Below are 27,000 nucleotides of genomic sequence, written 5' to 3'. Positions count from 1 at the left end.
AAGATGAAAAAAGGTATTCACCCCGACAACTATCGCCCCGTCGTATTCAAAGATATGTCCAACGGCGATATGTTCCTTTCTCAGTCTACTTGCAAAACAAATGATACAGTAGAGTTTGAAGGCGAAACTTACCCTGTGGTAAAGATTGAAATCTCAAGCACTTCGCACCCTTTCTACACGGGTAAGAGCAAGCTTGTCGATACAGCAGGTCGTGTAGACCGCTTCATGAACCGCTATGGTAAGATCAAAAAGTAATATATCTTTTTCTTAAAGCATATATTGAACCCCACAAAGTGCGTCCTTTAGCGTAGTTGCATATACGTTAAGGACGCACTTTTTATATATCGATAACGCATCTTTTGCGGCTCATCCCGGGATAAAAAACAAACAACCATCTCAATAAAACAATCATTCAGGATGAAGAAAACAACTTTTCTGCTGACGCTCCTCTTGTTAGGAGCAGCTTGTAAAGGCGATAACGACCTGGCCAAAACCGACACAAAGCGCAACAATGCCAATGCCAACAGCACGGCAAAACAAGCTGAATATGGACGATTGGAGTTCCCCCGACTGCGTGGAGCAGGCAATCGCGTGTTGATTCACAACACGGCAGACGGCCAAATGAATTATGCCGTAGAGTGGAACGATGCCAAAAAGGCGCAGCGGTGGAGCTGTTATCAGCTCTACCCAAGCAATCTGGTGAAAGGATCGGGCGTGAAACGCTATCGGTCTACAACCAATCAGTATCCGCAAGACCCGCTTCTGCCCGAGGCTCTTCGCTTTGCACAAGACCCTTACTGGCGTTCGGGTTACGACCATGGGCATATCTGTCCCTCTAACGACCGCCTTTACACCTCAGAGGCCAACTATCAAACCTTCTTTATGACCAATATGCAGCCCCAAAATCATGAATTCAATGCCGGCGTGTGGGAGCATATGGAGTCGGCCGTGAGAGAAATCGCCAAAAGAAACGGCTACAGCTTCTGCGATACGCTGTATGTGTGCAAGGGCGGAACGATAGACAACGAGGCACAATACACCAAGACGGGGCGAGGACTGATTGTTCCCCAATATTTCTTTATGGCCATTATGCGTGTCAAGAACGGCGTTTATAATGCTTTTGGCTTCTGGGTGGAACACCAGGCAAACAACGACCGGCAACTGGCTAAGTATGCCGTGAGCATTCAAGAACTGGAAAAGAAAACCGGCATCGACTTCTTTTGCAACTTGCCCGACGACAAAGAGCGTGTGGTGGAGGCTGCTTCGGTGAACACGAATCTGTGGGGACTCAAGTAGAACGCCCCCAATGCAGCCTTGTCAAGGGGCCGTTTCGACGGCTTTTCGACAAGGCTTTTTCTTTGCACTTTTCATCGTCTGGCACCTCATCGTTTAGGGTGCATTTTGTGAAAGATACAAGACGGATTTCCAAAAGCTAAGAGATGGGAAAGCAAAAGCTAAGAAAACGGCCTGCATTCTCTTAGCTTTTGACGTGCGAAAGCTTAGCTTTTGAGAAGAGCTTTCTAAATTTTTGATGATCAATCTGCTACAAAGCCGGTTTTAGCTGTTCTATGACGGTGGTAGGCTTTGTGTCGTTGAGCGTTCCATCTGCTACACAAGTCGTGTCAAACGGTCTGCCTCGGTTTATTTTGTAGGCAGAGAATCGGTCTCCTCTTCAAGGTCAATCCATCCCTTTTTGGCCAAAGTGTAGCGACGGAAGCTGAAGCGATCGGTCTCGTTTTCTCCTCTCATCGTACCCGAAAAACTGTTGTCGGTGAGGTCTAAATCGGTCCAGGCAATCGTCATCGAGTAGCCATTGTCGTAGTCGAGATGAATGGCCTTCGTCCAGGAGTCGATGTGCCAGGAGAAACGCCTGGTAAACGGGTTGCGGTCGGTTGAGCTCAGATAGTCTGCTTGTACGCCTCTTCCATAGATAGCGTTGGAGTTATACTGATCGAATTCCATGTCGGTGAAGTAGCTTTTCTGTCCATAGTTGCCGTCGGCATCCCTTCCTCGTGCCTCCAAACGGCCCTCCCAATGTCCGCGCAAAGTCTGCGCCATGGCCAGGAGCTCGCTGCTGGGGTTGCGATAGGAGTCGTTCCACCAGCCATATCGGTCGTAATAAAAATCATCGGCATCATAACCGTTGTCTACTTCACATCCGGTAAGAAACGCTGTTCCCACCATCAACAAGGCCAAAGCCCATAGCGTATACATCCTTTTCATTGTGATTCGTTTTTGGGTTGTTGTTGCAAAGATAGCAATTCGGGTATGGGTAGGTAGGGGTTGTTTGTCTATTTGTGAATAGGGCAATACCTAAGTCGGTTGGGGATTTCCCTAAATAAGTTAAATAAAGATGTTGCCACCGACCGTTTCGGGCATTATTTGCTACCTTTGCAAACAGTGAAATAAAACGAAGAAAAGAATTTTTAAACATCAAAATCAGAAGATGAAAACAGTATATGATTTCTCTGTTAAAGACAGAAAAGGCGGCGAAGTTTCTCTTAGAGAATATGCCAACGAGGTGATTCTGATCGTGAACACCGCTACGAAGTGCGGTTTCACGCCGCAGTATGAAGAGTTGGAGGCCCTCTACAAGAAATACCACGCACAGGGTTTTACCATTCTCGACTTTCCCTGCAATCAGTTTGGGCAGCAGGCACCGGGAACAGACGAGTCGATTCACGAGTTTTGCAAGCTGACCTACGGCACGGAGTTTCCCCGCTTCAAGAAAATTAAGGTGAACGGAGAGGATGCCGATCCGCTGTATCAGTATCTGAAAGAACAAAAAGGCTTTGTCGGTTGGAACCCGAATCACAAACTCACGCCGGTGCTCGAAGAGATGCTCTCGAAAGAAGACCCTGACTATAAAGAGAAATCTGACATCAAATGGAACTTCACTAAGTTTCTTGTCGACAAAAAAGGACTTGTCGTGGCCCGCTTCGAACCCACAGAAGATTTGAAGAACGTGGCAAAACAAATCGAAGCATTGCTGTAAACAAGGCATGTTTCGAGATGAAGAATGAAAAAAGAAGGATGAATGTCTCGTGGCTGTTTTAGCAAGTCAACCTTCATCCTTCTTTTCCGTTTTTTCATTTCCTTTCCTTCCATTCCATCAACTTTATCCCATTCAACATGATGACAAGAGAACATACCCGCTGTCTGATCGTGGGCAGTGGACCGGCTGGCTACACTGCGGCCATCTATGCGGGCCGCGCCAACCTCAATCCCGTGCTTTACTGCGGAATGCAAACGGGCGGACAGCTCACGCAAACCACAGAAGTGGAAAACTTTCCGGGCTATCCTCAAGGTGTAGATGGCAATCAGATGATGCTCGACCTGCGCCAACAGGCCGAACGATTCGGAGCCGACATCCGTGACGGAGAACTCGTCAAGGCAGACTTCAGCAAGAAACCTTACGTCCTGACAACCGACCGCGGACTCGAAATCGAGGCCGAATCCGTTATCATCGCCACCGGAGCATCAGCCAAATACTTAGGCTTGCCCGACGAAGAGAAGTATAGTGGGCAGGGTGTTAGTGCCTGTGCTACGTGCGATGGCTTTTTCTATCGCAAGAAGGTGGTGGCTGTTGTTGGCGGCGGAGATACGGCTTGCGAAGAGGCCATCTATCTGTCGGGCCTTTGCAGTAAGGTGTATATGATTGTGCGTAAGCCTTATCTGCGCGCCTCAGACGTGATGAAGCGTCGTGTAGAGCAAAACGAGAAGATAGAAGTGCTTTACGAACACAACACGTTAGGCCTCTACGGAGAGAATGGTCTTGAGGGTGCACATCTCGTCAAGCGAATGGGGCAGACCGACGAGCAACGCTATGATTTGCCCATCGATGGCTTCTTCCTCGCCATCGGTCACAAACCCAATACCGACATCTTCAAAGAATGGCTCGATTTGGACGAGGTGGGCTACATCAAAACCCTCGACGGAACGCCCAAAACCAATCTCGAGGGTGTATTTGCGGCGGGCGATTGCGCCGATTCGGTCTACCGTCAGGCTGTCGTAGCTGCCGGTAGCGGATGCAAAGCTGCCCTCGAGGCCGAACGGTATTTGGCCAGTCTGAATGGATAAGATCTTTTTAGTTGGCAAGATCTTTATAAAATGACGAGTTGACAAGGAGGCTATCTTTTTAATTTTAGCTCCTTGTCAACTCGTTCACTTGTCCATTAAAAACTCTACACCAGACCTTCGAGTTCTCGTTTCAGGGCTTGAAGGTCTTCGCGAACAGTGACCAGTGTGTTGAGCACCTCGCTACTTCGGTCGGTCCCTTCGCGATTCTCATGAATCATCTTTCGTGCCGCGGCAATCTTAAAGCCCCGAATCTTCACCAGTGTATAGATATTGCGAAGCAGTTCGATGTCTCGCTCGGTGTATTGTCTGATCTTCGAGGTCGCAGTCGTTTTCGGTTTCAGCTGCGGGAGTTCTGTTTCCCAGTAGCGCAACGTACTCTCGTTCACCCCGATCATCTCGGCTACCTCCTTAATCGAATAATACAGCTTGAAGTTTCTGTCCGTCTTGAGCACCATTTTTTTAATTGATCATTGACCGTTAGGGATTCGGAATTAACAATAGAGAATTGGGAATCGACAAGTAGAGATAGGCAACCGACGCTTGCAGAATGGCTATCGGGCCATGTCCCCATAGCTACGAGCGATTCCTTTCCCATTGTCCACTGCAAAAGTACGGCTATTCTGAAAAAATATCGTACTTTTGCATCCATAAAAACAACAACCACAAGAAGAAAATCATAAGAAACAAGATGATGACAGCGAACGAAATACGCGAATCCTACAAGCGATTCTTCGAGCAGCGAGGCCACAAAATCGTTCCCTCGGCTCCGATGGTGATTAAAGACGACCCCACATTGATGTTTACCAACGCCGGTATGAACCAGTGGAAAGACATCATTCTCGGCACGGCCGACCCCGAACCTCGCCGTCGCGCCGACTCGCAGAAGTGCTTGCGCGTGAGCGGTAAGCACAACGACCTCGAGGAAGTAGGCCACGACACCTATCACCACACCATGTTCGAGATGTTGGGCAACTGGAGCTTCGGCGACTACTTCAAACGCGAAGCCATCGACTATGCCTGGGAATATCTCGTCGACGTTCTCCATCTCGATCCCGCCGACCTCTACGTCACCGTCTTTGAAGGCAGCCCAGAAGAAGGCATCGCCCGCGACGACGAGGCCGCTGCCTGTTGGGCCAAGCACCTACCCGCTACCCATATCATCGACGGCAACAAGCACGACAACTTCTGGGAGATGGGCGACACCGGCCCCTGCGGTCCGTGCTCCGAGATACACCTCGACTCCCGTTCTCCCGAAGAGAAGCAGCAAACGCCCGGACAGGATCTCGTCAACAAAGACCATCCCCAGGTGATCGAAATCTGGAACATCGTCTTCATGCAATTCAATCGTCGCTCCGACGGCACGCTCGACAAACTTCCCATGCACGTCATCGACACCGGCATGGGTTTCGAACGCCTCGTCCGCGCTTTGCAAGGCAAAACCTCCAACTACGACACCGACATCTTCCAGCCCGTCATACAAGAAATCGCGCGCCTCTCGGGAAAATCCTATGGGAAGGACGAGAAGATCGATGTCGCCATGCGCGTCGTTGCCGATCACCTCAGAGCCGTAGCCTTCTCCATTGCCGACGGTCAGTTGCCCGGCAACGCCAAGGCCGGCTACGTCATCCGCCGCATTCTGCGCCGCGCCGTACGCTATGCCTACACCTTCCTCGACCAGAAATCGGCCTTCATCTACAAGCTTCTCCCCGTCTTCATCCGGGAGATGGGCGAGGCCTATCCCGAGTTGCAAGCCCAACGCGAGCTCATTGGTCGCGTCATCAAAGAAGAAGAGGATTCCTTCCTGCGAACCCTGGAGAAGGGAATCGGACTACTCAACGACGAGATGAGCCGACTCAGAGCCGAGCAGAAAACCACCCTCGACGGTCGGCAAGCCTTCCGTCTCTTCGACACCTACGGCTTCCCCCTCGATCTCACCGAGTTGATCTGTCGGGAGAACGGCTTTTCTGTCGATGCCCAGCAGTTCGATGCAGAGATGCAACAGCAAAAACAGCGGGCTCGGAACGCCGCCGTTGTCGAGAACTCCGACTGGACCGTGCTGCACGAGGGCGAACAAACCTTCGTGGGCTACGACTACACCGAGTACGAATGCCGCATCCTGCGCTACCGACAGGTCACCCAGAAGAAGAGCAGCCACTACGAGCTCGTGCTCGACCACACCCCGTTCTACGGAGAGATGGGCGGACAGGTGGGCGACAGCGGTGTGCTCGTCAATGAAGAAGAGACCATCGACATCCTCGACACCAAGCGCGAGAACAACCAAAGCATCCACATCGTCAAAAACCTCCCGAAGAACCCCTCGGCACCCTTCATGGCCTGCGTCGACACCGACAAACGTGCCGCCAGCGCCGCCAATCACACCGCCACCCACCTGCTCGACTACGCCCTCAAGCAAGTGCTCGGCCCGCACGTTGAGCAGAAAGGCTCGCTCGTCTCGCCCGACACCTTGCGCTTCGACTTTTCCCACTTCCAGAAAGTCACCGACGAGGAGCTCCGCCAGGTAGAGCGGCTCGTCAACGAGCTCATCCGGCAAGACCTGCCGCTGGACGAACACCGCAACCTGCCCCTGGACCAAGCCCGCGAGATGGGAGCCGTAGCCCTCTTTGGCGAGAAGTATGGCGATACGGTGCGCGTGGTGCGCTTCGGTCCCAGCTGCGAATTCTGCGGAGGAATCCACGCCGCCTCCACCGGGCGCATCGGCTTCTTCAAGATCACGAGCGAGAGCAGTGTGGCCGCCGGCATCCGCCGTGTGGAAGCCCTCACGGGCAGCCGTTGCGAAGAGGCCATCTATCTGCTGGAAGACACGCTACGCGATGTGCGCAGCTTCTTCAACAATGCCAAAGACCTGAAGGCAGTGGTGGAACGCTACATCCAAGAGCACGACGCCATGCGCAAAGACCTCGAACGCCTTTCGGCCCAGGCTGTGGAACGTCTCAAGGCCCAGCTCCTGGAACATGCCCAGACGGTGGGCGAGCTGCGGGTGGTGAAAGCCGTTCTGCCCATCGAAGCCGACCAGGCCAAAAACCTCGTCTTCAAACTGCGCGAGGCCATGCCCCAGCAATTGGTGTGCGTCATCGGTTCGACGGCCGGCGAGAAACCTCTGCTCAGCATCATGCTCAGCGACGACGTCGTCAAGGCCCATCAGCTCAACGCCGGAACCATCGTGCGCGAGGCAGCCAAGCTCATCCGGGGTGGCGGAGGCGGTCAGCCTCATTATGCCACAGCTGGCGGCAAAGACCTCGACGCTCTGCCGGCTGCGGTAGACAAAGCCATCGAAGAAATTTTACATCTTTCATAATACTTTAAATTCAATCATGGATGGAAGCCGTGTCTGCGGGATGCAGATGCGGCTTTTTTTTGTGCGGCATGCCGCTCAACAAAAGGAGGCGGGAGAGCAACTTCTTTTCAAAGTCGCTCTCCCGCCAGTGGCACAGGTAGACAGCTCTTAGGCTATATTTTAATCGAATTCAAACGGATAAAGCCGAGCTGGGCTCTTCTCCCTGTGTCGTGCGATTGCGCTCAATCGCTGTGACTATTCCTCTCGCTGCCTCGCGGCAGCAGAGCCAACCTGCATCCTTTGATGTCGACACGGATACAGATGAGAGGAACCTAAATGCAATTATAAATCTAATCTGTATATCGACATATTCGGTCTTCTTTCTGAACCACCCACAGCGTTTGCCCCGTGTCTTTGACGCTCAGCTCATAGGCCACGCCCTGCGGAGTGATTTTCTGCTGACCGGTTAAGGCCAGCGCGCCGGGCGAGAAGCCATTCTCCTCTTCATACTGACGGAGCAACGGCTCAAGAGCCTTGCGCCACTCCTGGGCATCGGGCGCAGCCTCCTGGGGTTTCTTTTTCTCGCCTTGAGGCTTCTTTTTTGCCGCGATTTTTCGGTGAGCCACACTGGCGCGATAGGTGGTATTAAAGTCGGCCGAGGTTTGGTTGAGGTGGGCCACCATGTCGGCAATGAGTTTTTCGTCGTCTGCCGTGGCGGCATAGAGGTAGGCGGCTTGTATATGCTGACAAACGCACTCGAAAGCTTTGTCGGTATCGGGCCGAACCTGTGAAGCACTGGGCAGAATGGCTTGAGCGATTTCTTTTCGGCGTATCGCGCTTATTCGTTCATAGTCTTGATTCAAGTCGCGGAGCTTTCCGATGACGGGTGCCAGCCCCAGCGTCGTGAGTTCGGCCTGGCATTTGCGGGTGTCTTCCAGCAGTCCGACGATGTGGCCGCTTTCGGCTTCACAACCCTCGCGATGAATACCGTAGTAGGGTTTGAAGATGATGTGCACCTGCTGGGCCGCTTCGCTGAGGCTCTTCTCGGGCGAGGAGATCATGGCGCGCACCAAGCCGAAGAGGTGCACGAGCACTTTATCACGCTCGGCATCGATCGAAGCCATTTTAGCGGTGTGGACAGAACCAGTAGCTTCATTGTTTTGCTGTATTTCTAAGTCGATATGGTTTTTCCATAATTGCAGAAGGCCATCCGTAAGATGGAGTTTCTTCTTATCGATAGCAGAAATGAGTTGGTAGGCCTCGCGATGATATTGCACATGGAGCGCATTGGAGAAATGCTTGTAGCTGCAACGTTCAATGATCACCATTTTGAGTAGATCTTTCTCGTTCATAGCTATTGGGTTTTGTTGAGGTATTTGATGAGAGTGTGTTTCAGGCGCAGCATTGTGTTGCGGATGATAGACTTTGCGAATTTAGGCAATAAACGGAGTCGTGTCAAGTGTTTTTGCGTTAAAAAATCTTATTGCACTTCATTTTTCTATTTTCGCTTGTTCTTCTCCTGCTTCCGCGCGGCGCGGAAGCGGGTGGGCAGACTGCGGAATAGGTTCCGCGCGGCGCGGAAGTAGGTGGACAGACTGTGGAATAGGTTCCGCGCGGCGCAGAAGTAGGTGGGCAGACTGTGGAGTAGGTTCTGCGCGGCGCGGAAGCGGGTGGGCAGACTGCGGAGTAGGTTCCGCGCGGCGCGGAAGCGGGTGGGCAGACTGTGGAATAGGTTCTGCGCGGTGCGGAAGCGGGTGGGCAGACTGTGGAGTAGGTTCTGCGCGGCGCGGAATCGGGTGAACAGACTGTGAAGCAGGTTCTGCGCGGCGCGGAAGCATGGGAATGTGATGGGAGAGGGGAAAAGCGAAAGAAAAATCTTTATTCTTATCATAAGGGAGAGGGACAGATGGTGGGGGTGGTGTTTCTCACCTATAAAATCGAGGCAGGGTGAAGAGCGATGACTCTTCACCCTGCCGGGAGATAGACGGACCGCGATGCGGTGGTTCCGTTCACGAGGTGGGTGATGATTTATCGGAAGTTGTTGGGCTGTAGATGTTGCCCGGCATCGTCGTTGGTGTCGGCTACGTCCCACCAGAGGCGGGCGGACTGCCGATTGGATTTGACCAGATCGGGGTTCTGGCTGAATTGTCGGTTACTGTTCTCGGAGTTGGGATAGTAGATGCGCTTGATGGTCTTTCCCTCGGGGATGTCGCCTCCGGATCGGTTGGTGAGTTGGTTTTCGAGGCGGGGGTAATCGGTGCGGCGGAATTCGGCCCAGGCTTCGTTGCCGTTGGGGAAGAGGGCCATCCATTTTTGAGTGATGATGGCTTCGAGGATTTGCTCGCGGTTGCCGCTGGTGAAGGTTCCCGAGGTGAGCGACTTGAGCCCGTTGATGTAGGACTGGGCCGAGGGCTGCGGAATCATGTAATAGTCCATCGAGGCTTGGATGCCGGCGCGGAAGTATTCTTCGACGCTGAGCTTGAGGCCTTCGGCCGTCCATCCGCGCAGAACGGCTTCGGCTTTGAGGAAGAGGCTTTCGGCGTAGCTGAGCCAAACGGTGGGCCGGGCGTAGTTGAACCAGTAGTTGGGGTCGAGGTCGCGCGAGTTGGGTTTGGCGTGGGTTCGGGTGAGGCTGTAGGCCAGGGTGCTCATGGAGATGTCGGGGGCTTGTGCGCCTCGGTGGCAGCCGCGGAAGTCGTCGCGGAGGCTTTCTTTGGAGTCGGCCAGGGTGAGGCTGGTCATTCCGCCGCGATACCAGCAGACGAGGCAACGGGGATCGATGGTTTTGGTTTGGTAGCTGGTGCGCCCGGTTTTGATGCGGTAGGTTCCGCCGCCGGTGCTGAGGTTGCGGTAGTATTGTTCGAGGTCGTAGCTCATGACGCTTTCGCCGTTGAAGGCTACGCTGCACATGGCCAGGGCGTTTTCGCTTCCGCCGGCATCCATTCCGCCAAGGGCGGCCGGGGCGTATTTGGGTACGGTTTGCATGTTATCGGCGTTGCTGGTCATGAGGCCGTACCGATTGTTGAGGGCTGCTTCGGCTTCGGTTTTTGCGCGGGCGGGGTCGATGTTGGAGATGCGCAGCGCCATGCGAAGACGGAGGGTGTTGGCGAAGCGGAGCCACTTGTAGGTGTCGCCGAAGTAGCAGATGTCGTCGCGGTCGATTTTATATTGGGTGGCGTCTTCGGGGTTGATGCTGTCGGTGGCTTGCTCGAGGAGGCGGAACATGGCGTCGTAAACTTGGGCCTGGGTGTCGTAGGCCACGTTGTTGGTCTGCGGCACGCGGGCACGAACGTACTCGCGGAAGGGCATGGCTCCGTAGGTGTCGGTGTTGGCCAGGGCCAGGAAGACGTAGTAGATGCGGGTGATGTAGAACATGTTGCGGTAGCGCGCGGGGGTGGGGTTGAACTTGAAGGCGCGCAGGAGGTCGCGGTATTCGCCGGTTCGCTCGTCGTAGAAGTGCCGCCAGCGGGTGCCCGACCATCCGTCGCTGTAGTTGTAGTCGGGGGCTTTTCCGGCGTGCTTGGGTTGGTTGTTGGCGACGAATCCGCCGTAGATGTCGTGGGTGAGGTTGGTGGTGAGCTGGTAGTCGTTGTAGTAGCCCTCGTAAAGGAAGTTGCGGAAGCGCGAGGGGGCGTCGGTGAGTTTGGTCTTGAGTTCGGCCGAATCTTCTTTGCTGATGACGAAGTCGATGTTGATGTCGGCGTATTTGGTGTTATCCTCTACCTTGGGTTTCTCTTGCGAGGAGGAGCCTTTGTCGGGCAGTTCGTAAGGACTTCGGCTCAGTTCGTCGAGGTCGTAGCAACCGGCGGCCGTGAGCACGACGGTGGCAGAGAGGATGGTGCGGAGTAGGAAGTGGTGTTTCATCTTCTTTTCTGTTTTAATATCGGTGTAGAGTGGGGTAGGTTCGTCAGAATTTTGCTTCGATGGAGAGGCCGAAGGTGCGGGTGTAGGGCACAGCGGCGAAATCGAGTGCTTGAGAGAACATGCTGGTGTCGTATCCGCCATCGGGGTTTCCGGGCGTGCGCTTCATCAGGAAGCAGAGGTTGCGTGCTACGAAAGAGAGTTTCACGGCGGCAAAAGGTGTGCGACGCAGAAGGGTTTGTGGCAGACTGTAGCCCAGGGAGAGTTCTTTGAGCTTGATGTAAGAGGCATCGTGAACGAACTCTTCGGCGTAGCCTTTCTGCGATTTATAGAGTCCGATGGTGGAGTAATAGGTTTGCGCGCTCACGGGGATGTCGTTCACCGATCCGTCTTCTTTTACGCCGGGAACGACCATGTAGAAGTCTTTCACGCCGTTGATTTCCTTGTATTCACCGCGATAGGCCGTGCGCTGCGAGGTTCCTACAGCCGTGGCCATGCCTTCGGAGACGGATACAACGTCGCCGCCCACCTTGATGTCGAACATCGCCGAGAGGTGGATGCCGCGGTAAACGAACGAGGGTGTGAGTGCCATGAGCAGATCGGGCTGAATGTTTCCGATGGGATGACTGAGGAGATGTTGCTCGAGATTACCGTTTCCGGTTTCGGGTTGAGGCAGTCCGTGAGCATCTACGACAATGTTTCCGCGGGCATCGCGTTTGATGAGGTTGTTGGCATAGATGTCTCCGAGTCTGCCGCCGGCCACAGCTCCGACGCGCACGGGCATATTCGGGTCGCCGCTGAAGTAGATTCTGTTCACGCCGTCGGCCAGTTCTTTGACGATAGAACGGTTGTGAGCCAGATTGAGGTTGAGGTTAAAAGTGAAGTGACGGGTCTTCACGGGAGTGGAGTAGATCATCAGTTCGACGCCCGAGTTGGTGATTTTTCCGGCGTTGACCCACTGCTGCGACCAGGGTGCAGCAGCATCGACGAGCATCGATTGGTTCTTGGTGACGTTATAATAATAGGTGAAGTCGAAGCCCAAACGGTTGTCGAGGAATTTCATATCAACACCAGCCTCGTATGAGGTTTTGATTTCGGGCTTCAGGTTGTTGTTCATCTTGATGGTGTTGACCAGCGGTTTGCGGATGCCCCCTTCGAAAACGAACTTGCGAGTGTTGTAAAGATTGTACGGACTGGGGTCTTTTCCCACCTGTGCCAGCGACAAACGTGCCTTGGCAAACGTCATCCAGGCAGGCAGAGCATGGCCTGTGGACTTCATAAAGTCGGAGAACACGTAGCTGAGGCTCGCCGAAGGGTAGAAGAACGAGTTGTTTTGCCGGGGCAGGGTGGACGACCAGTCGTTGCGGGCGGTGAGATCGAGCGAGAGATATTCGTCGAAGGCCAGCTGTGCCGAGGCAAAAGCCGAGTACATAGCGCGGTTATAACCATTGTTTCCGCCGTCTACTAAACGTCGACCGGTGTTGTAAATCCAGTTGTTTTTGTCGAGCATGTCTTCCACGCCACCGCTGAACGACTCGTATTTCAGGTACATCGTGTTCGAACCGAGCGTGTAGCCCAGTCGGAACTTCTCAGAAAGCAGTTGGTCGCCCATGAACATCAGCGAGAGGTTGTGTTCGAAATGGTTTTCCTCGCTGTGCTGCATATAGTCGTTGGTGAGTTTTTCCTGCCACGACTGCGTGGGCGTTGTGATGGCCTGATCGGCCAGTCCGAGGTCGCAGGTTTGAATGCGGGTGCGATAATAGTCGAAAGAATATTTGGCGTTGAACTTCAACCAGGCCGCCAGATTGAGGTTCGCACTGTAGTAGCCGAAAGCTCTCCAGCGTTCGTCGCTGTTGCGGAAGCGTTTTCTCACGTAGTAAGGATTGGAGTAATGCTGGTCGGGACCGAACCAGTTGCGGTGCAGATGAGTGTCGGACGTACAGTAATCTCTCAGGTCGGCGAGGCGAACATTGCCCGGAATGAGCAGCAGCTGCGCCACTTCGCCATTCAAACCCGCCAGCGGTCGATTGCTGGCTTTCATCCGAGAGAGCGAAACCTTACCGTCGATGGAGAGATATTTGTTCACCGTCGTGCCCGCATTCAGGTCGATGGAGAGCTTGTCCAAGGTTTCGTCTTTAAACAAACCTTTGTTGTCGTTGAAGCCTACAGACAACCGGAAGTGAGATTTGTCGGTGGCATTGCCCACGGCCACGGTGTGAAACTGCGAGAAAGCCGTTTTGAAATAGTTTCTCAGTTTGTCGCCATCGTAGAGATAAGGTTTTCTGCCGCCTGCCCAGTCCACTTCCTGGTGTCCGTCGAACCGTGGCCCAAAGGCCTGTTCGCTATTGATGTCGATAGGGTCGCCGTTGCTGTCGAGATGGTAGCCGATCTTGCCGCTGCTGCCCTGTCCGTAGAGATTTTGCATCGGGAGAACCTGCGCCACCTTGCTCCAAGTGAAACTACCGCTATAGTTCACGCCGAAACCTCCTTTGTGCGAGCCCTTCTTCGTGGTGACAAGGATGACGCCATTGCCTGCTCGCGATCCGTATAGAGCCGCTGCATTGGGGCCTTTGAGCACCGAGATGGATTCGATGTCTTCGGGATTGATGTCGAAAGAAGTGCCGCCACGGTCGTAGCCGCCATAGGCAGAGGCCGTAGAAGTCTGCTCGTCGCTGAAGGGAACACCGTCTACGATCCAGAGCGGTTGGTTGTTATCGGTGAGCGAAGAGTTGCCGCGGATAGTGATTTTGGTAGAGCCGCCCAGTCCGGTGCTGGCCGTATTCATCTGTACACCCGCCACTTTGCCCTCTAAGGCACTGGTGACCGACGGGTCGCCGGTGGTGTTGAGCACCTCGCTTTTGATGTCTTGAACGGCATATCCCAGCATTTTCTTTTCGCGTTTGATGCCCAAGGCCGTCACCACGATTTCATCTAAAGCCTTCGAGTCGACGTCGAGCGTGGTGTTGACGGTAGTGAGATGGGCGGCCTTCACTTCCTTCGAGCGATATCCGAGGTAGGAAAACAGTAGCACAGGACTACCTTCTGCCGTGTAGAGGGTATAGTTTCCGTCGATGTCAGTCACGGCACGATCTGTCGTTCCCTTCACGCTGATGGTGACACCGGTCATCGGCTGTCCGCTCTCGTCGAGCACCCGGCCCGTTATCTTTTTCTTTTCCGCCGCTTGTTTTTCGGCAGGTTTACGTTCTTTCTGCTTCAGATAGACAACGTTGTCTATCACTTTATAGTTCACGCCCTTGCCTTTGAGTAGGAGTTCGAGCACCTTTTCTACCTTTTCGTTGTTGACGTCGATGGCATTTACCGGGAGTTGGGCGAGCGCATCGTCGTAAAAAAACTGATAGTGTTGTTGCGATTGGATTTTTTGAATCACCGCACCAAGAGTCGCACCTTGCATTTTCAGGGTGATTTGTGCCAGACACCGTCCTCCGAATCCGAAGGAAAGCATCAAGAGCAGAGCCATGCACAGCCTTTTGCTGCACATCCCATGTTTTTCTTTTCGTGTCATTGTTTTTAGTTATTGTTTTTGTTTCTTTTGTCAAAAGGTAGTGTGTCGGGTGGTCAAGGCATGATGTGGAAACGGCCTCCTGCCTTCCGGTAGGTCACCGGTAAGGTGTTTCTCAGCAGCAGAAGAACCGCATCCACATGTTCCTTTTTCGGTACGGCTCCCGAATAGGTGCGCCGTTCGTCCACCCCTTCATCGATGACGATCTTCACGCCATACACCTTTTCGAGGATGGAAGCGATAGAACGGATGTTGGCATTTTGAAAGCGGATGATGCCACTGTGCCACATCACGTCCATATTCAGGTCGGTTTCCTCCACGGTGATGCGCCCCGTTTGTCGGTCTATGTTGGCCCGCTGACCGGGGGTGAGTACCATTTGGTCGGCCGATTGATGACTTTTCACCTCTACCGAACCCTCAATCAGGCTCACCGTAGAGCTCCCTTCGGCGGCATTACTCTTGAAGTTGAACACCGTTCCGAGCACTCTTACGCACATGGCCTCGTTCTCGACAACGAAGGGTTTGTGTCTGTTTTTGGCCACTTCGAAGTAGCCTTCGCCTCGCAAGGTCACCTTACGGATCTGTCCCTGAAAGTTTTTGGGATATTGCAAGGCAGCATTTCGGTTGAGCCATACTCGGCTTCCGTCGGGCAACGTCACCTTTCGGGGATGATCACCGGTGGCTCTCACCAAGACGTATTCGCAGCAAGGACTGGCCGGAAGTGTGCTCTTCTGCCACAGCCATAGGCCTGCAGCCGAAGCCACCAGTACGGCAACGACAGCGGCATAGCGGTAGACATGGCGCAGAAAACGGATCTTGCGCCCAGCGCGATCTTCCTCTTCAATTCTTCTGTGCACCCTTTCTAAGGCCTTATCGATGCGTCGGGCAGGCATCGAGGCATTGTGCAGATGGTCGTATATCTGCTCCAGCTCGAGCAGCGTGCGGGCATTCTCGCCGTCGTTCTCGAGCCATTGGTCGATGCGTGCGAGATCTTTCTCGGTGCTTCGACCCGTAATCCATCTTACAATGCGCCCTATCATCATTTGTTGTCGTTTGTCTTTTCTTCGGGTTTATCTATAGAACACGGTCGAAGGGAGAAACACTTAACGCCCCTGTTGATTTTCCATCATCTCTGGTTTTCTCTTCTCTTTCGTTAGTCTACATCTTTTAAGCGCGCGCGTAGATACTTCAGCGCGCGATAGATATGGGCCTCTACCGTGCGCACCGATACCTCCAACGTGGTGGCGATCTCCTCGTTGTGCATGTCTTGGAGATAGCTCATGCGGAACACCTCCCGGCATTTCTCGGGCAGTTCGTCGATGGCTTGTTTCAAGATGCGGTGCAAATCTTCGTTGGCCAGGCGGTGGAATGGACTTTCGCTATTGCTGTAGGAGAGCATCTCCAGTCGCTTTTCGTTCAGTTCGTCGGCCCAGATCAAGTGCCGAGTCGTTACGTTTCTACGCCTGAGCACGTTGAGACAACGCGTGTAAACAGCCCTATAGAGAAAGGCTTGAACTTTTTCGCCGAACTCGACTTCGTCCTTTCGCCTCCATAAGTCTGCAAACACCTCTTCGACAACGTCTTCGGCGTCGTCTTCACCCACTATCTTCTGCGCGTAAAAGAAGAGCCGCGGGTAGAACCTTCTAAAGAGGGTATCGTATGCGGAATTAGATTCGCGTGGCATTTAGGTGCCGTTTGAATGTTTTGATGCAAAAATACCGAAAAACGGGAGAATGAGCAAGGAATCTCTAAAAGAATCTGTCTTCTTCTGTAAAACTTTCTTTTTTTATCCTGTTTTGGGTGCCTTTCATGTCTCGAAAAGAACGAAATGATCGCTCAAAGAGCAGATAGGAAATATACTCGTTTTGTATCTCTGATGAATCAGATGTGCGAAAAAAGATTAAAAAATCAGTGTTGGTTTAACATGCCCTTTTCTTTGAAAGAGAGAAAATCAACTGTCTGAAATCGATCCAACTCGCTTTGAAAATGCAAAAGACAAGGGATAAAATGATGAAAACTAAGAAAACGGAAGGTAAAAGCTAAGAGATGGCCTTGCAAAAACTAAGCTTTTGCATGTTCAAAAAATGTCTTTTGTTTGCCCAAAAAGGTCTTTTTGACTTCTCAAAAGGGTGTATCGAGTTCTTTCATTAGATGTTTTAAAATGTAAACGGTTGATTATCAGATGTTTATCTTTATTTTTGAAAACTGTGCGAGAATGCGATATTTGCTGCCGTAGGAAGAAAAATTTTGAAATACGGCAAGGATGTGCTCTTTCCCAACGCTCCGTTTTAACAGTTGGAAAAAGTTGGCACACTCGCATTTTCCTTCGTCTTGCATCCTGTTCTTTCCTGTCTTTTTACAAGAAAAAAGGTTTTTCTGTGTTCTTTTTCCATCCGAATGGCGTACTTTTGCAACGTTCGTCAGGATAAAAATTTAAACAATAGAGATATGAAAAAGATTAGAGCAGCCGTAGTGGGTTACGGTAACATTGGGCAGTATGCCATCCAGGCTTTGGAGGCAGCTCCCGATTTCGAGGTGGCAGGCATTGTTAGACGACAGGGTGCAGTAGACAAACCGATGGAACTCGCCCCGTACGAGGTGGTGAAAGATCTCGCCTGCCTGCACGATGTGGACGTGGCGATATTGGCTTTGCCCACACGCGAGTGTCCCCAATATGCGAAACGATGCCTGGAACTGGGCATCAACACGGTGGATAGCTACGATATCCATACGGGTATTGTGAACTATCGGGCCGAATTGATGCCGGTGTGCAAGGCGCATCAACGGGTGAGCGTGATCTCGGCGGGCTGGGATCCGGGGTCGGACTCTATCGTTCGCACGCTGATGCAGGGCTTGGCACCTAAGGGTTTGACCTATACGAACTTCGGTCCGGGTATGAGTATGGGGCACAGTGTGTGCGTGCGCAGTAAGAAAGGGGTGAAGAATGCGCTCTCGATGACGATTCCTCAAGGTGAGGGCATTCATCGACGGATGGTGTATGTTGAACTCGAAGAGGGCGCACGTCTGGAAGATGTGACTGCAGAGATAAAGGCCGACCCATATTTTGCTAACGACGAGACGCATGTGTTTGCCGTTGGCTCTGTAGACGAGGTTCGCGACATGGGACATGGTGTGCATTTGGTGCGCAAAGGCGTTAGCGGAAAGACCCAAAACCAACATTTCTCTTTCGATATGAGCATCAATAATCCCGCATTAACGGCTCAGGTGTTGGTGAATGTGGCTCGGGCTTCTATGCGTTTGCAACCTGGTTGCTATACCATGGTTGAGATTCCTGTTATCGATATGTTGCCAGGTGATAGGGAAGAGCTGATTGGACATCTGGTGTAGAAAGGAATAGAGTGGGTGAGTTGATCAGGGTGAACCTCCTAAGTTAGGGGGCAAAGGCTTGTTTTGTTAACGAGTGCGCCAGTTGATGAATAACGTGATGTATCTGATCAATCTTATATAATAAGGTGTATAGGGATAGATGAGCGATTCAAAACAGATAGGGCGCGACGAATTGAGCTAATTCGGAGAATCGTAAAGCAGTCTCTTGACAACTCAAAAGAAAAACTTTGTTTGTCGATAAAAACAAAAAGGGGCGTGCTACCAATCAATGGTAACACGCCCCTTTGTTGTTCAGCATTGTGTGAACTGATAGTTCAAACCCCAAGAAACAGGGCATATCATTCCCCCTTCTCCCCTTAGTAGAGGAGTTGGGGGTGAGTTCTTTTTAGCGTGCCTTATAGCTTTCCAAGTCTTCTACCTTCAAGTTGGCGATGAAGGCATGGCTTCCTATAACGGCTTCTTCTGTCATGCGAACGTACACGTTGGCACTTTTTTCGAAGAGTTCGGGAGCTTTTGAGGCGTCGGCAATGATGAGCAACGACATGAAAATCTCGGCAGTCATCTCGTAAAGGCGGCGTGCAAGGAAGTCTTGCCTGTCTTGGTTGCCACACTCTTTCACGTTGTTCACGCTCTCTTCGTAGCGTTCCACCAACTTGGCCACACGCTCTTTAAGTGGTTGTAGGTTCTCGGCCACCTCTTCTTCGAGCATCTCTTTCATGATGCCGAGATAAGTTCCGTTGGTGATATAGCGAATGGCGGCCACCACCTGCAGCTGCGTTGTACCCTCGTAGATAGAGAAGATACGCGCATCGCGATAGAGACGTTGGCTCTTATACTCCATGATGAAGCCCGAACCACCATGAATTTGTATGGCATCGTAGGCGTTTTGGTTGGCGTATTCAGAGTTCATACCCTTTGCCAGCGGTGTGAAGGCATCGGCCAAACGCATGTATTTCTTTTGTTCGGTACGTTCTTCGGGCGTCAGTTTACGTTCGCGTGCGATGTCGTCGAGTGCTTTATAAACGTCAACATAGCGTGCTGTTTGGTAGAGAATGCTACGTCCTGCATCCAGCTTAGCCTTCATACGCGAGAGCATGTCGTACACGGCGGGGAAGTCGATGATGTTTGTTTCAAACTGTTTACGTTCGCGAGCGTAGTTCAGACCCTCGGTGTAAGCGGCTTGCGACACGCCAACGCTTTGTGCTGCGATACCCAAACGGGCACCGTTCATCAGTGCCATCACGTACTTGATGAGGCCCAAACGCGTTTCGCCACATAGTTCGGCCTTTGCGTCTTTGTACACCAACTCGCACGTAGGCGAACCATGTATGCCCAGCTTATTTTCTATATGACGCACGGTAACGCCACCCTGACGCTTGTCGTAGATAAACATCGACAGTCCGCGACCATCTTTCGTGCCCGCTTCAGAACGTGCCAAAACGAGGTGGATGTCTGAATCGCCATTGGTGATGAAGCGTTTTACGCCATTGATAAGCCAGCATCCGTCTTTCTCCGAATAAGTAGCCTTAAGCATTGCGCTTTGTAAGTCGCTACCCGCATCGGGTTCGGTGAGGTCCATTGACATCGTTTCGCCTTGGCAAACGCGTGGGATGTACTTCTCACGTTGCTCTTCGTTTCCGAATTCGTACAGCGTTTCGATGCAGTCTTGCAAGCTCCAGATGTTTTGGAAGCCAGCATCGGCCGTCGCCATCATTTCAGATGCCATCGAATAAGGCGTTATTGGCAGGTTCAAACCTCCGTAACGGCGAGGCATAGAGATGCCCCACAGGCCAGCTTTGCGCGTGGCGTCGAGGTTTTCGAACGTTTTCGAGGCATACACCATACGTCCGTCAACGAGGTGTGGACCCTCTTCGTCAACCGATTCGCTGTTTGGCTCGATAACGTTAGCGGTGATGTCGCCCGTTATTTCCAACAGTTGCTTATAGTTTTCGATGGCATCCTCGTGGTCAACGGGTGCGTCGTCGTATTTATCTTTATCTTCAAAGTTGCGCTCTTTCAGCTCAACAATTCTTTTCATCAACGGGTGATGAAGGTGGAACTCCAACTCGGGAGAGTCCGAAAAGTAATTTGCCATGTTTTCAAATTTAAACTAGCCTCGATCTGTGAGGAAAGTCTGAGGCTGGGCTTTGTTTAGTTATGCGATTTCTTTTCTGCTTACTTATTCTTATAATACTTAATCAGCTTCGGCACCACCTCTTCTACCGTGCCCACGATAACATAGTCTGCAATCTTGTTGATGGGTGCATCGGGGTTGGTATTGATAGAGATGATAATGCCGCTGTCTTGCATTCCGGCGATGTGTTGTATCTGTCCAGAGATGCCGCAAGCGATGTAGACCTTGGGGTGAACGGTAACGCCCGTCTGTCCTATCTGCCTATCGTGGTCGGCCCAGCCAGCATCTACGGCGGCCCTACTTGCTCCCACCTCACCATGCAGTTCCTTGGCAAGCTTGAAAAGCAGGTCGAACCCCTCTTTGCTGCCTACGCCATAGCCGCCAGCCACAACGATGGGCGAACCCTTGAGGTTGTGTTTGGCCTCTTCAACGTGGCGGTCGAGCACCTTCACCACATAACTTTCGGGTTGTACATACTGTGCTACGTCGGGGTAAACGGTTTCTCCCTTATAGTTGTTGTCCAACACCTTCTTCTGCATCACGCCACTTCTTACCGTTGCCATTTGTGGCCTGTGGTCGGGGTTGACAATCGTTGCCACGATATTTCCACCGAAGGCGGGACGAATTTGGTAAAGCAGTTTCTCGTAATGTTTGCCTGCTTTCTTGTCGTCATAGTCGCCAATCTCCAGCTGGGTGCAGTCTGCGGTAAGTCCGCTAGTAAGCGACGACGAAACGCGCGGTCCCAAATCGCGACCGATAACGGTTGCGCCCATCAGGCAGATTTGCGGTTTCTCTTGTTTGAAGAGGTTCACGAGGATGTCGGTATGTGGTGCCGACGTGTATGGGAAGAGCCCTTCGGCATCAAAGACGAAGAGCTTATCTACGCCGTAAGGCAAAATCTGGGCTTCAACATGGCCTTTGATGCCCGAGCCAGCAACCACGGCATGGAGTTGCACACCCAGCTCGTTGGCCAGACTGCGACCTTTGGTCAGCAATTCTTGAGACACTTCGGCCACCGTGGTGTTTTCTATCTCGCAATATACAAATACGTTGTTCATGTCTTTTTTAAAGTTCTTACGTGTTCGAGTTTCTTTGTTTTGCTGCCGCCGAACATATTAACTCGTCCACTTATCCGATAATCTTTTCGTCCAACAATTCTTTCATCATCGCCTCGATGTCGGCATCTGCGGCCGTAAGCGTCTTGCTTTCCTTGGCTTGGAACACGATGTTTTGCACGCTCTTCACCTTTGTGGGCGACCCGCTAAGTCCGCATTGGGCTGCATCTCCATCCACATCGGCCACGCTCCATTGGTTAAGCGTGAGGTAAGGACGCAGTTCGAACAATTCGGGATGTGGCTCTTTGCCGTTGCGTTCCATGGGGCAGCGTGCGTTTTTGTATTTCATCACCAGCTTAGCGTTGCAAGGACGGCATGGGGCAGCACTTCCGTTAACTGTCACCACGCAAGGCATGGGAGCCTCAACAGTTTCTACACCCCCGTCGATATGTCGGCGAATGGTTAGCTTGCCATCCTCAACCTTGAGTATTTCTTCGGCGTATGTAACTTGATTAAGGCCCAATTTCTGTGCCACTTGTGGTCCAACCTGTGCCGTATCGCCGTCAATGGCTTGTCGTCCACCAATAACGATGTCCACATCGCCAATCTTTTTGATCGCCGTAGCCAAGGCGTAGGATGTGGCTAGCGTGTCGGCGCCAGCGAAAAGCTTATCGGTGAGCAGCCAACCAGTGTCTGCTCCGCGGTAAAGCCCTTGTCGAATGATTTCACCTGCACGTGGAGGGCCCATTGTCAGCACACCAACGGTAGATCCTGGGTGTTGTTCTTTAAGGCGTAGAGCCTGCTCCAATGCGTTTAAGTCTTCTGGATTAAAGATAGCGGGCAAGGCAGCGCGGTTCACAGTGCCTTCTGCCGTCATGGCATCTTTGCCCACGTTTCTCGTGTCTGGTACTTGTTTGGCAAGTACAACGATTTTTAAACTCATAGATTTTATATTAGTAATAATGTGAATTGTCGGCCGTAAAAGTACTGCTTTTTTGCTTGATGGCAAAGGAAAACTGGAGAATTGACGAACAGCTCGCCCTACGGTATTGGCAGAACAGGCTAAAAACGGAGGAAAACGATGACCGTTTAGATGAGGATAGGTTAAAAACGAATAACCCGCCACAGGTTGAACCGAAAGGATGATGCGAGTATGGAATGGTATGGATGCGGATTCTGGTCTTGTGCCCTCGTTGACTTGCCGACTCGTCAATTGGTCAACTCATTAACAAAACAGTCCCCGGATTCTCTCATTTAGAGGGATCGGGGACTGATTTGAGATTTTGTCCGAGGGATAGAATCGAAGACTTCAGTTGTGTTGATTCGTCCAATTACAACCTCACCTTGCGAGTCTGTCCCTTTTCATCTTTAATAATGTAGATGCCCTTGCCAGGAGTGCCCTTCACGCGAATGCCGTTGAGGTCGAACACTTCTGTTCGGTCGTTGCCTGTCGCTGCGTTGTGAGAAGAAATTCCTTTGATGCTCGTAGGCACGTTGATGGTGTAAACCCGGCTCTGCAACAAGTCGTCCGAAGCCACGAGAATCTTCACCTGCCCGTCTTTCACCTCCTTAGCCACGAGCGTACCAGCTCCCTTCGTCGTCACTTCCACGTCGTTGGCCGTGAGAGTTGTCCCATTGTAGGTATAGGTAGTGGTCGTTTCGGCAAAGCCCGGCAGTTCGGTGCCTTTGAGGGTGATCTTATCTACGCCGAAATCGTATTCCAAACTCAAGTCGTCTACATAGAGTTCGTCCGACCCGCTTCCCTCGCCGGCATCGGCATTGGTAGACATCGTCACCAGCACCGCCTTAGGCGTTACGTTCTTGTTGACATAGTCAAATGGAATCGAGATCTTCTTCCATGCTCCCTGGGTATCGGCGATTTTGTTTTCGATGGCTTGTGCCATTTTGTTGGTGTAGGTCTTGTCCTCGGGCAACTGATAATAGCTTCCGTCGGTAATCACTGCCTTGACTGTGGCATAGGGGTGATCGGCCTTTTTCTCGCCCTGTTTGAATTTCACCCAGAGAACCATGCGGTCGGGCCGACCGCTGAATTCGGTGTAGAATGGATCGCCGTTGGCATCTTTGTCCGTCTTAGTCAGATCGAGGAACGAGTTGTTTTTCGTGTTCGATGCTGTCGACGAGCCGGCCATCAGTCTGCCTGTCGTCACAGTGCCATTAGCAATGACCTTGAAGAACCAAAAGTCGATGCTACGCGATTTCACCAGCAAGCTCTTCTCTCCTGTCGAGCCCGGCCGAGTGTCCGTGCTGCTGACGGCAGCGTTGGCCTTAGCCGAAGAGGCGAATGTACCCGTTACGCTCATGAACGAATGCCAGCGGTCGGGCTCCCCGTTGCTGGCAGTGAAGCGTTCGAAGTCGGCATTCGGCACCTGATAGCCCTCGCCAAACTGCACGCGGATGTCCATTCCGCCAAACTGAATCGTGATGACCGCATACAGCTGTTGCGCCGTTTGCTTGGCCAAAAGCTTCACCGGCACCTGCCCCAGCGTGGGACCCACCCACATCTTACCGCTATTGCTGCCGTTCTCGATGGTGATATTCTGGTCGGCCGAGAGCAACGTATAGCCCGTTTGCGCCGTTCCGGCGGCAGCAATACGGATGGTACCCACCGGCATCTCGTTTCCGCCGATGGTGGTAATGAAGTCGGCCAGGGTTAGATCGAACTTCCCATTGCCTTGATCAGCCACGTCGATGGCCGCCTGACTGCTGCTTTGCACCTCGCCGTTGATGCTCACCGTGAGTTTGCCGTTGTACGTTGTTGCCATGACTGCCAGTGAGCACAGAGCCAAAGCGCATAGAGTAAATAATCTTCTCATACAGAAAATGTTGTTTGATTGAACCATGTGTTGATAACTCTCTGTAAAAACAGGCTGCAAAGCTAACACTTTTTCTTTAGAAAATACTTCGCTCTTACGAATAAAAAGTGAATGTAAGAGAAAAGGCATAGATTGGATAAGTGTCTGATACGGGTTTCGAAGCCTTTTGCAAAAGCTAAGAAAATGCACTTCAAAAGCTAAGAAAACGGCCTGCATTCTCTTAGCTTTCGCATGCCAAAAGCTAAGAGATGGGAATACGTCGAGATACGACTCAAATTTTGTGCGTGAACGACACCAGGCCCATTCGTTATCTCGCACCTAATCGGAAACAACCCTGTCGCAGTTGTTAACGAAAAAGAAGTTGACGTTGAACTTGAGCTTATATATATAGATAAGGTGGAAAGAGGATTTGGACGATAGAACAAAAAAATGTAATTTTGCGAGCAAAACCCAAACAACGAAACATCACAATGAAAAGACGAAACATCTTATCGGCCATCGCCTTGTTGCTGGGCACTGCCGTATCCTTGGCACAAGGCGTGAAACAGACGGCCAACTACCGCGTGGTGCCGCTGCCGCAGGAAATCAATATGAAGACCGGTCAGGGATTTACACTCAACGCTCAGACGCGCATCGCCTATCCCCAAGGCAACCAGACGTTGAAGCGCGATGCGCAGTTGCTGGCCGAATATTTGCAAACGGCCACTCGCATCCGTCCGGCTCTCACCACCGAGATGGCGGGACAAAACGTCATCGCGCTGTCAGTCGGTCTGAATCATGCCAATACCGAGGCTTATCGTCTGACGGTGAACAAAGATCGCATCGTCATTGCCGGTGCTTCGGCCGCCGGAACGTTCTATGGCATCCAGACATTGCGTAAAGCGATACTGCAGACGGGGGCACAACCGTTCACGTTTCCCGCTGTAGAAATCACCGATTATCCCCGCTTCGGCTATCGCGGAGCGATGCTCGACGTGGCTCGCCACTTCTTTAACGTAGACGAAGTGAAGACTTTCATCGACATGTTGGCCCTGCATAACATCAACCGTTTTCACTGGCACCTCACCGACGACCAGGGTTGGCGCATCGAAATCAAGAAATATCCGCTGCTCACGCAGGTGTCGGCCTTCCGCAAGGAGACTGTCATTGGACGCAATACGGGGCAGTTTGACGGGAAACCTCACGGCGGATTCTATACTCAAGAGCAGGCCCGAGAGATTGTGAAGTATGCGGCCGATCGCCATATCATGGTTATTCCCGAGGTAGATATGCCCGGACACATGGTGGCTGCACTGGCAGCCTATCCGCAATTGGGCTGTACGGGCGGTCCTTACGAGGTACTTAAGAGCTGGGGTGTGGCTCATGACGTGCTCTGCGCTGGCAATCCTCAAACGCTGACCTTTGCTAAGGATGTGCTTACAGAGGTGATGGACGTCTTCCCCGGCGAGTATATCAACATCGGCGGAGACGAATGCCCCAAGACAAGTTGGGAGAAATGTCCTCGATGTCAGGCGCGAATCAAAGCAGAGGGCCTGAAAGCCGATGGGAAACACTCGGCCGAGGAACGGTTGCAAAGCTATTTCATGAGCGAGATGGCCCGCTTCATCACCGCCCACGGACGCCGTGTGGCTGGCTGGGACGAGATTCTCGAAGGTGGCATCGCACCCAATGCTACCGTGTTGTCATGGCGTGGCATGGAGGGCGGCGTGGAAGCGGCTCGGCTGGGACATGATGCTGTGATGTGTCCTGTGTCGCACCTCTACCTGGACTACTATCCTACGAAAGACCGCGAGCAGGAACCGCTGGCTTTCAACGGATTTATTCCTATCGAAAAGACCTATGACTTCAACCCCGTTTCACCCGAACTCACACCGCAACAGGCGCAACACATCATCGGTGTGCAAGCCAATCTGTGGACAGAATATATGGACAACTTCCCGCACGTACAGTATATGGCGTTGCCGCGCTTGGCTGCGGCCTGCGAAGTGCAGTGGACAATGCCCGAAAAGAAGAACTTCGACGACTTTGCCAATCGTATACCGCAGTTGCTGAGCCTTTATGACAAATTGCACTATCGTTACGGGAAGCATCTTTTCAACGTGGATATCCGTGTAAAGGGGGCCAGTCGAGGACATGCCGTGCAGGTGGAACTCGCCGCGCGGAAGGGAGCACAGATTCATTACACACTCGATGGGAGCAAGCCTACGAAGGCCTCGCCGCTCTATGCGGCACCTTTTGAGGTGGATCGCTCGTGCTTGTTGCGCGCCATCGCTGTCTATCCGGGCTTCACTACGCAGGAGTCGACGGAGAAGTTGGTGGTGAGTAAGGCCACGATGTGCCCCGTCAAGTTCAACGTGGCACCTGCGGCGAAATATGCAGGCGATAGCCCTTGCGAGCTCACCAACGGGCTGCAAGGCAATCTTCTCTTCAACTCAGGCAGATGGGTGGGCTGGTGCGACAACGATCTCGACCTCACTATCGATCTGGGTAAAGAGATGGAGGTGCGACAATTCAGCATTCGTACGCTCGTCAGTCCCAGCCAATGGATCATGCCTCACCGTGGACTGTATATCTGGATTTCGACAGATGGTAAGTACTTCGAGGACATCTACGACCTGCCTGCCGATCCGATGCCTGCCGATAAGGCCGATTATATCGATACGGACAATGTGTTGCTACCCATGCCCCAAAAGGCTCGCTATGTGCGTTTCAAACTGCTCTCCGAGCGCAAGATGCCGGCCTGGCATCCCAATGCGGGTAAGTCGGCCTGGGTGTTTGTAGACGAGATTACGATAGACTGACACCTGGGTGTTCCTTTCCTATCGAAGAACGTGAATTTCCGCTTCTGTCATCGCCGTTTTTCGGCAAGTTCT

At 52.3% G+C, this 27,000-nt stretch carries 19 protein-coding genes; 7 read left to right on the top strand and 12 right to left on the bottom strand.

All coding sequences use genetic code 11. From position 1 onward, the window contains the following. The first annotated feature begins 3 nt into the window (after positions 1-3). Together J5A66_RS08535 and J5A66_RS08530 are read left to right on the top strand one after the other, a co-directional pair. Complete coding sequence (locus J5A66_RS08535) at positions 4-255, top strand: type B 50S ribosomal protein L31 (protein ID WP_211790208.1); 252 nt, start codon at positions 4-6, stop codon at positions 253-255. Between the two features lie 162 nt (positions 256-417). Beyond that, entirely contained in the window at positions 418-1,296 is an 879-nt protein-coding gene (locus J5A66_RS08530) for a DNA/RNA non-specific endonuclease (protein WP_211790207.1), read from the top strand. Between the two features lie 345 nt (positions 1,297-1,641). Here the strand turns inward: J5A66_RS08530 and J5A66_RS08525 are convergent, their stop codons facing one another. After that, complete coding sequence (locus tag J5A66_RS08525) at positions 1,642-2,223, bottom strand: hypothetical protein (RefSeq protein ID WP_211790206.1); 582 nt, start codon at positions 2,221-2,223, stop codon at positions 1,642-1,644. A 223-nt stretch (positions 2,224-2,446) separates the two neighbouring features. On the opposite strand from J5A66_RS08525, the gene J5A66_RS08520 reads away from it, so the two are divergent. Then, positions 2,447-2,995: a glutathione peroxidase gene (locus J5A66_RS08520; RefSeq protein ID WP_211790205.1), complete on the top strand. Its 549-nt coding sequence runs from the start codon at positions 2,447-2,449 to the stop codon at positions 2,993-2,995. 137 nt (positions 2,996-3,132) lie between these two features. Then, complete coding sequence (gene trxB / locus J5A66_RS08515) at positions 3,133-4,080, top strand: thioredoxin-disulfide reductase (protein WP_211790204.1); 948 nt, start codon at positions 3,133-3,135, stop codon at positions 4,078-4,080. A gap of 104 nt (positions 4,081-4,184) precedes the next feature. On the opposite strand, the gene J5A66_RS08510 is transcribed toward trxB, so the two are convergent. Further along, positions 4,185-4,535 carry a MerR family transcriptional regulator gene (locus tag J5A66_RS08510; protein WP_211790203.1) on the bottom strand — a complete coding sequence of 117 codons (351 nt, stop codon included), beginning with the start codon at positions 4,533-4,535 and terminating at the stop codon, positions 4,185-4,187. A gap of 233 nt (positions 4,536-4,768) precedes the next feature. Between J5A66_RS08510 and alaS the strand changes: the two genes are divergently transcribed. Continuing rightward, complete coding sequence (alaS, locus tag J5A66_RS08505) at positions 4,769-7,396, top strand: alanine--tRNA ligase (protein ID WP_211790202.1); 2,628 nt, start codon at positions 4,769-4,771, stop codon at positions 7,394-7,396. Positions 7,397-7,725: 329 nt separating this feature from the next. Here alaS and J5A66_RS08500 read toward each other — a convergent pair whose 3' ends face one another. The 6 genes from J5A66_RS08500 to J5A66_RS08475 form a co-directional block, all read right to left on the bottom strand. After that, complete coding sequence (locus tag J5A66_RS08500; RefSeq protein WP_211790201.1) at positions 7,726-8,727, bottom strand: DUF6261 family protein; 1,002 nt, start codon at positions 8,725-8,727, stop codon at positions 7,726-7,728. A gap of 146 nt (positions 8,728-8,873) precedes the next feature. Further along, a complete protein-coding gene (locus J5A66_RS08495; RefSeq protein WP_211790200.1) occupies positions 8,874-9,266 on the bottom strand; it encodes a hypothetical protein in 393 nt (130 codons plus the stop codon). 137 nt (positions 9,267-9,403) lie between these two features. Further along, the gene (locus J5A66_RS08490; RefSeq protein WP_211790199.1) at positions 9,404-11,239 is read right to left on the bottom strand and encodes a SusD/RagB family nutrient-binding outer membrane lipoprotein; all 1,836 of its coding nucleotides are present in this window, start codon (positions 11,237-11,239) and stop codon (positions 9,404-9,406) included. A 43-nt stretch (positions 11,240-11,282) separates the two neighbouring features. Then, complete coding sequence (locus J5A66_RS08485; RefSeq protein ID WP_371742854.1) at positions 11,283-14,759, bottom strand: SusC/RagA family TonB-linked outer membrane protein; 3,477 nt, start codon at positions 14,757-14,759, stop codon at positions 11,283-11,285. Positions 14,760-14,812: 53 nt separating this feature from the next. Continuing rightward, positions 14,813-15,799: a FecR family protein gene (locus J5A66_RS08480; protein WP_211790198.1), complete on the bottom strand. Its 987-nt coding sequence runs from the start codon at positions 15,797-15,799 to the stop codon at positions 14,813-14,815. 110 nt (positions 15,800-15,909) lie between these two features. Continuing rightward, a complete protein-coding gene (locus tag J5A66_RS08475; RefSeq protein WP_211790197.1) occupies positions 15,910-16,440 on the bottom strand; it encodes an RNA polymerase sigma-70 factor in 531 nt (176 codons plus the stop codon). 764 nt (positions 16,441-17,204) lie between these two features. On the opposite strand from J5A66_RS08475, the gene J5A66_RS08470 reads away from it, so the two are divergent. After that, complete coding sequence (locus J5A66_RS08470; RefSeq protein WP_211790196.1) at positions 17,205-18,104, top strand: diaminopimelate dehydrogenase; 900 nt, start codon at positions 17,205-17,207, stop codon at positions 18,102-18,104. A gap of 385 nt (positions 18,105-18,489) precedes the next feature. Here the strand turns inward: J5A66_RS08470 and J5A66_RS08465 are convergent, their stop codons facing one another. From J5A66_RS08465 to J5A66_RS08450, 4 genes are all read right to left on the bottom strand, one after another. Then, positions 18,490-20,199 carry an acyl-CoA dehydrogenase family protein gene (locus J5A66_RS08465; RefSeq protein WP_211790195.1) on the bottom strand — a complete coding sequence of 570 codons (1,710 nt, stop codon included), beginning with the start codon at positions 20,197-20,199 and terminating at the stop codon, positions 18,490-18,492. Positions 20,200-20,279: 80 nt separating this feature from the next. Next, positions 20,280-21,296, bottom strand: a complete 1,017-nt coding sequence (locus tag J5A66_RS08460; protein WP_211790194.1) for an electron transfer flavoprotein subunit alpha/FixB family protein — start codon at positions 21,294-21,296, stop codon at positions 20,280-20,282. A 70-nt stretch (positions 21,297-21,366) separates the two neighbouring features. Next, a complete protein-coding gene (locus J5A66_RS08455) occupies positions 21,367-22,236 on the bottom strand; it encodes an electron transfer flavoprotein subunit beta/FixA family protein (RefSeq protein WP_018968067.1) in 870 nt (289 codons plus the stop codon). 388 nt (positions 22,237-22,624) lie between these two features. Continuing rightward, positions 22,625-24,127, bottom strand: a complete 1,503-nt coding sequence (locus J5A66_RS08450) for a calycin-like domain-containing protein (RefSeq protein ID WP_211790193.1) — start codon at positions 24,125-24,127, stop codon at positions 22,625-22,627. A 470-nt stretch (positions 24,128-24,597) separates the two neighbouring features. On the opposite strand from J5A66_RS08450, the gene J5A66_RS08445 reads away from it, so the two are divergent. Beyond that, a complete protein-coding gene (locus J5A66_RS08445) occupies positions 24,598-26,928 on the top strand; it encodes a glycoside hydrolase family 20 protein (RefSeq protein WP_211790192.1) in 2,331 nt (776 codons plus the stop codon). The last annotated feature ends 72 nt before the right edge of the window (positions 26,929-27,000 follow it).

Origin of the sequence: Prevotella sp. oral taxon 475, assembly GCF_018127805.1 — a bacterium.
Lineage (GTDB): Bacteria > Bacteroidota > Bacteroidia > Bacteroidales > Bacteroidaceae > Prevotella.
Note: the sequence above shows the minus strand (reverse complement) of the source record. Positions and strands in the feature narration are given on the sequence as shown.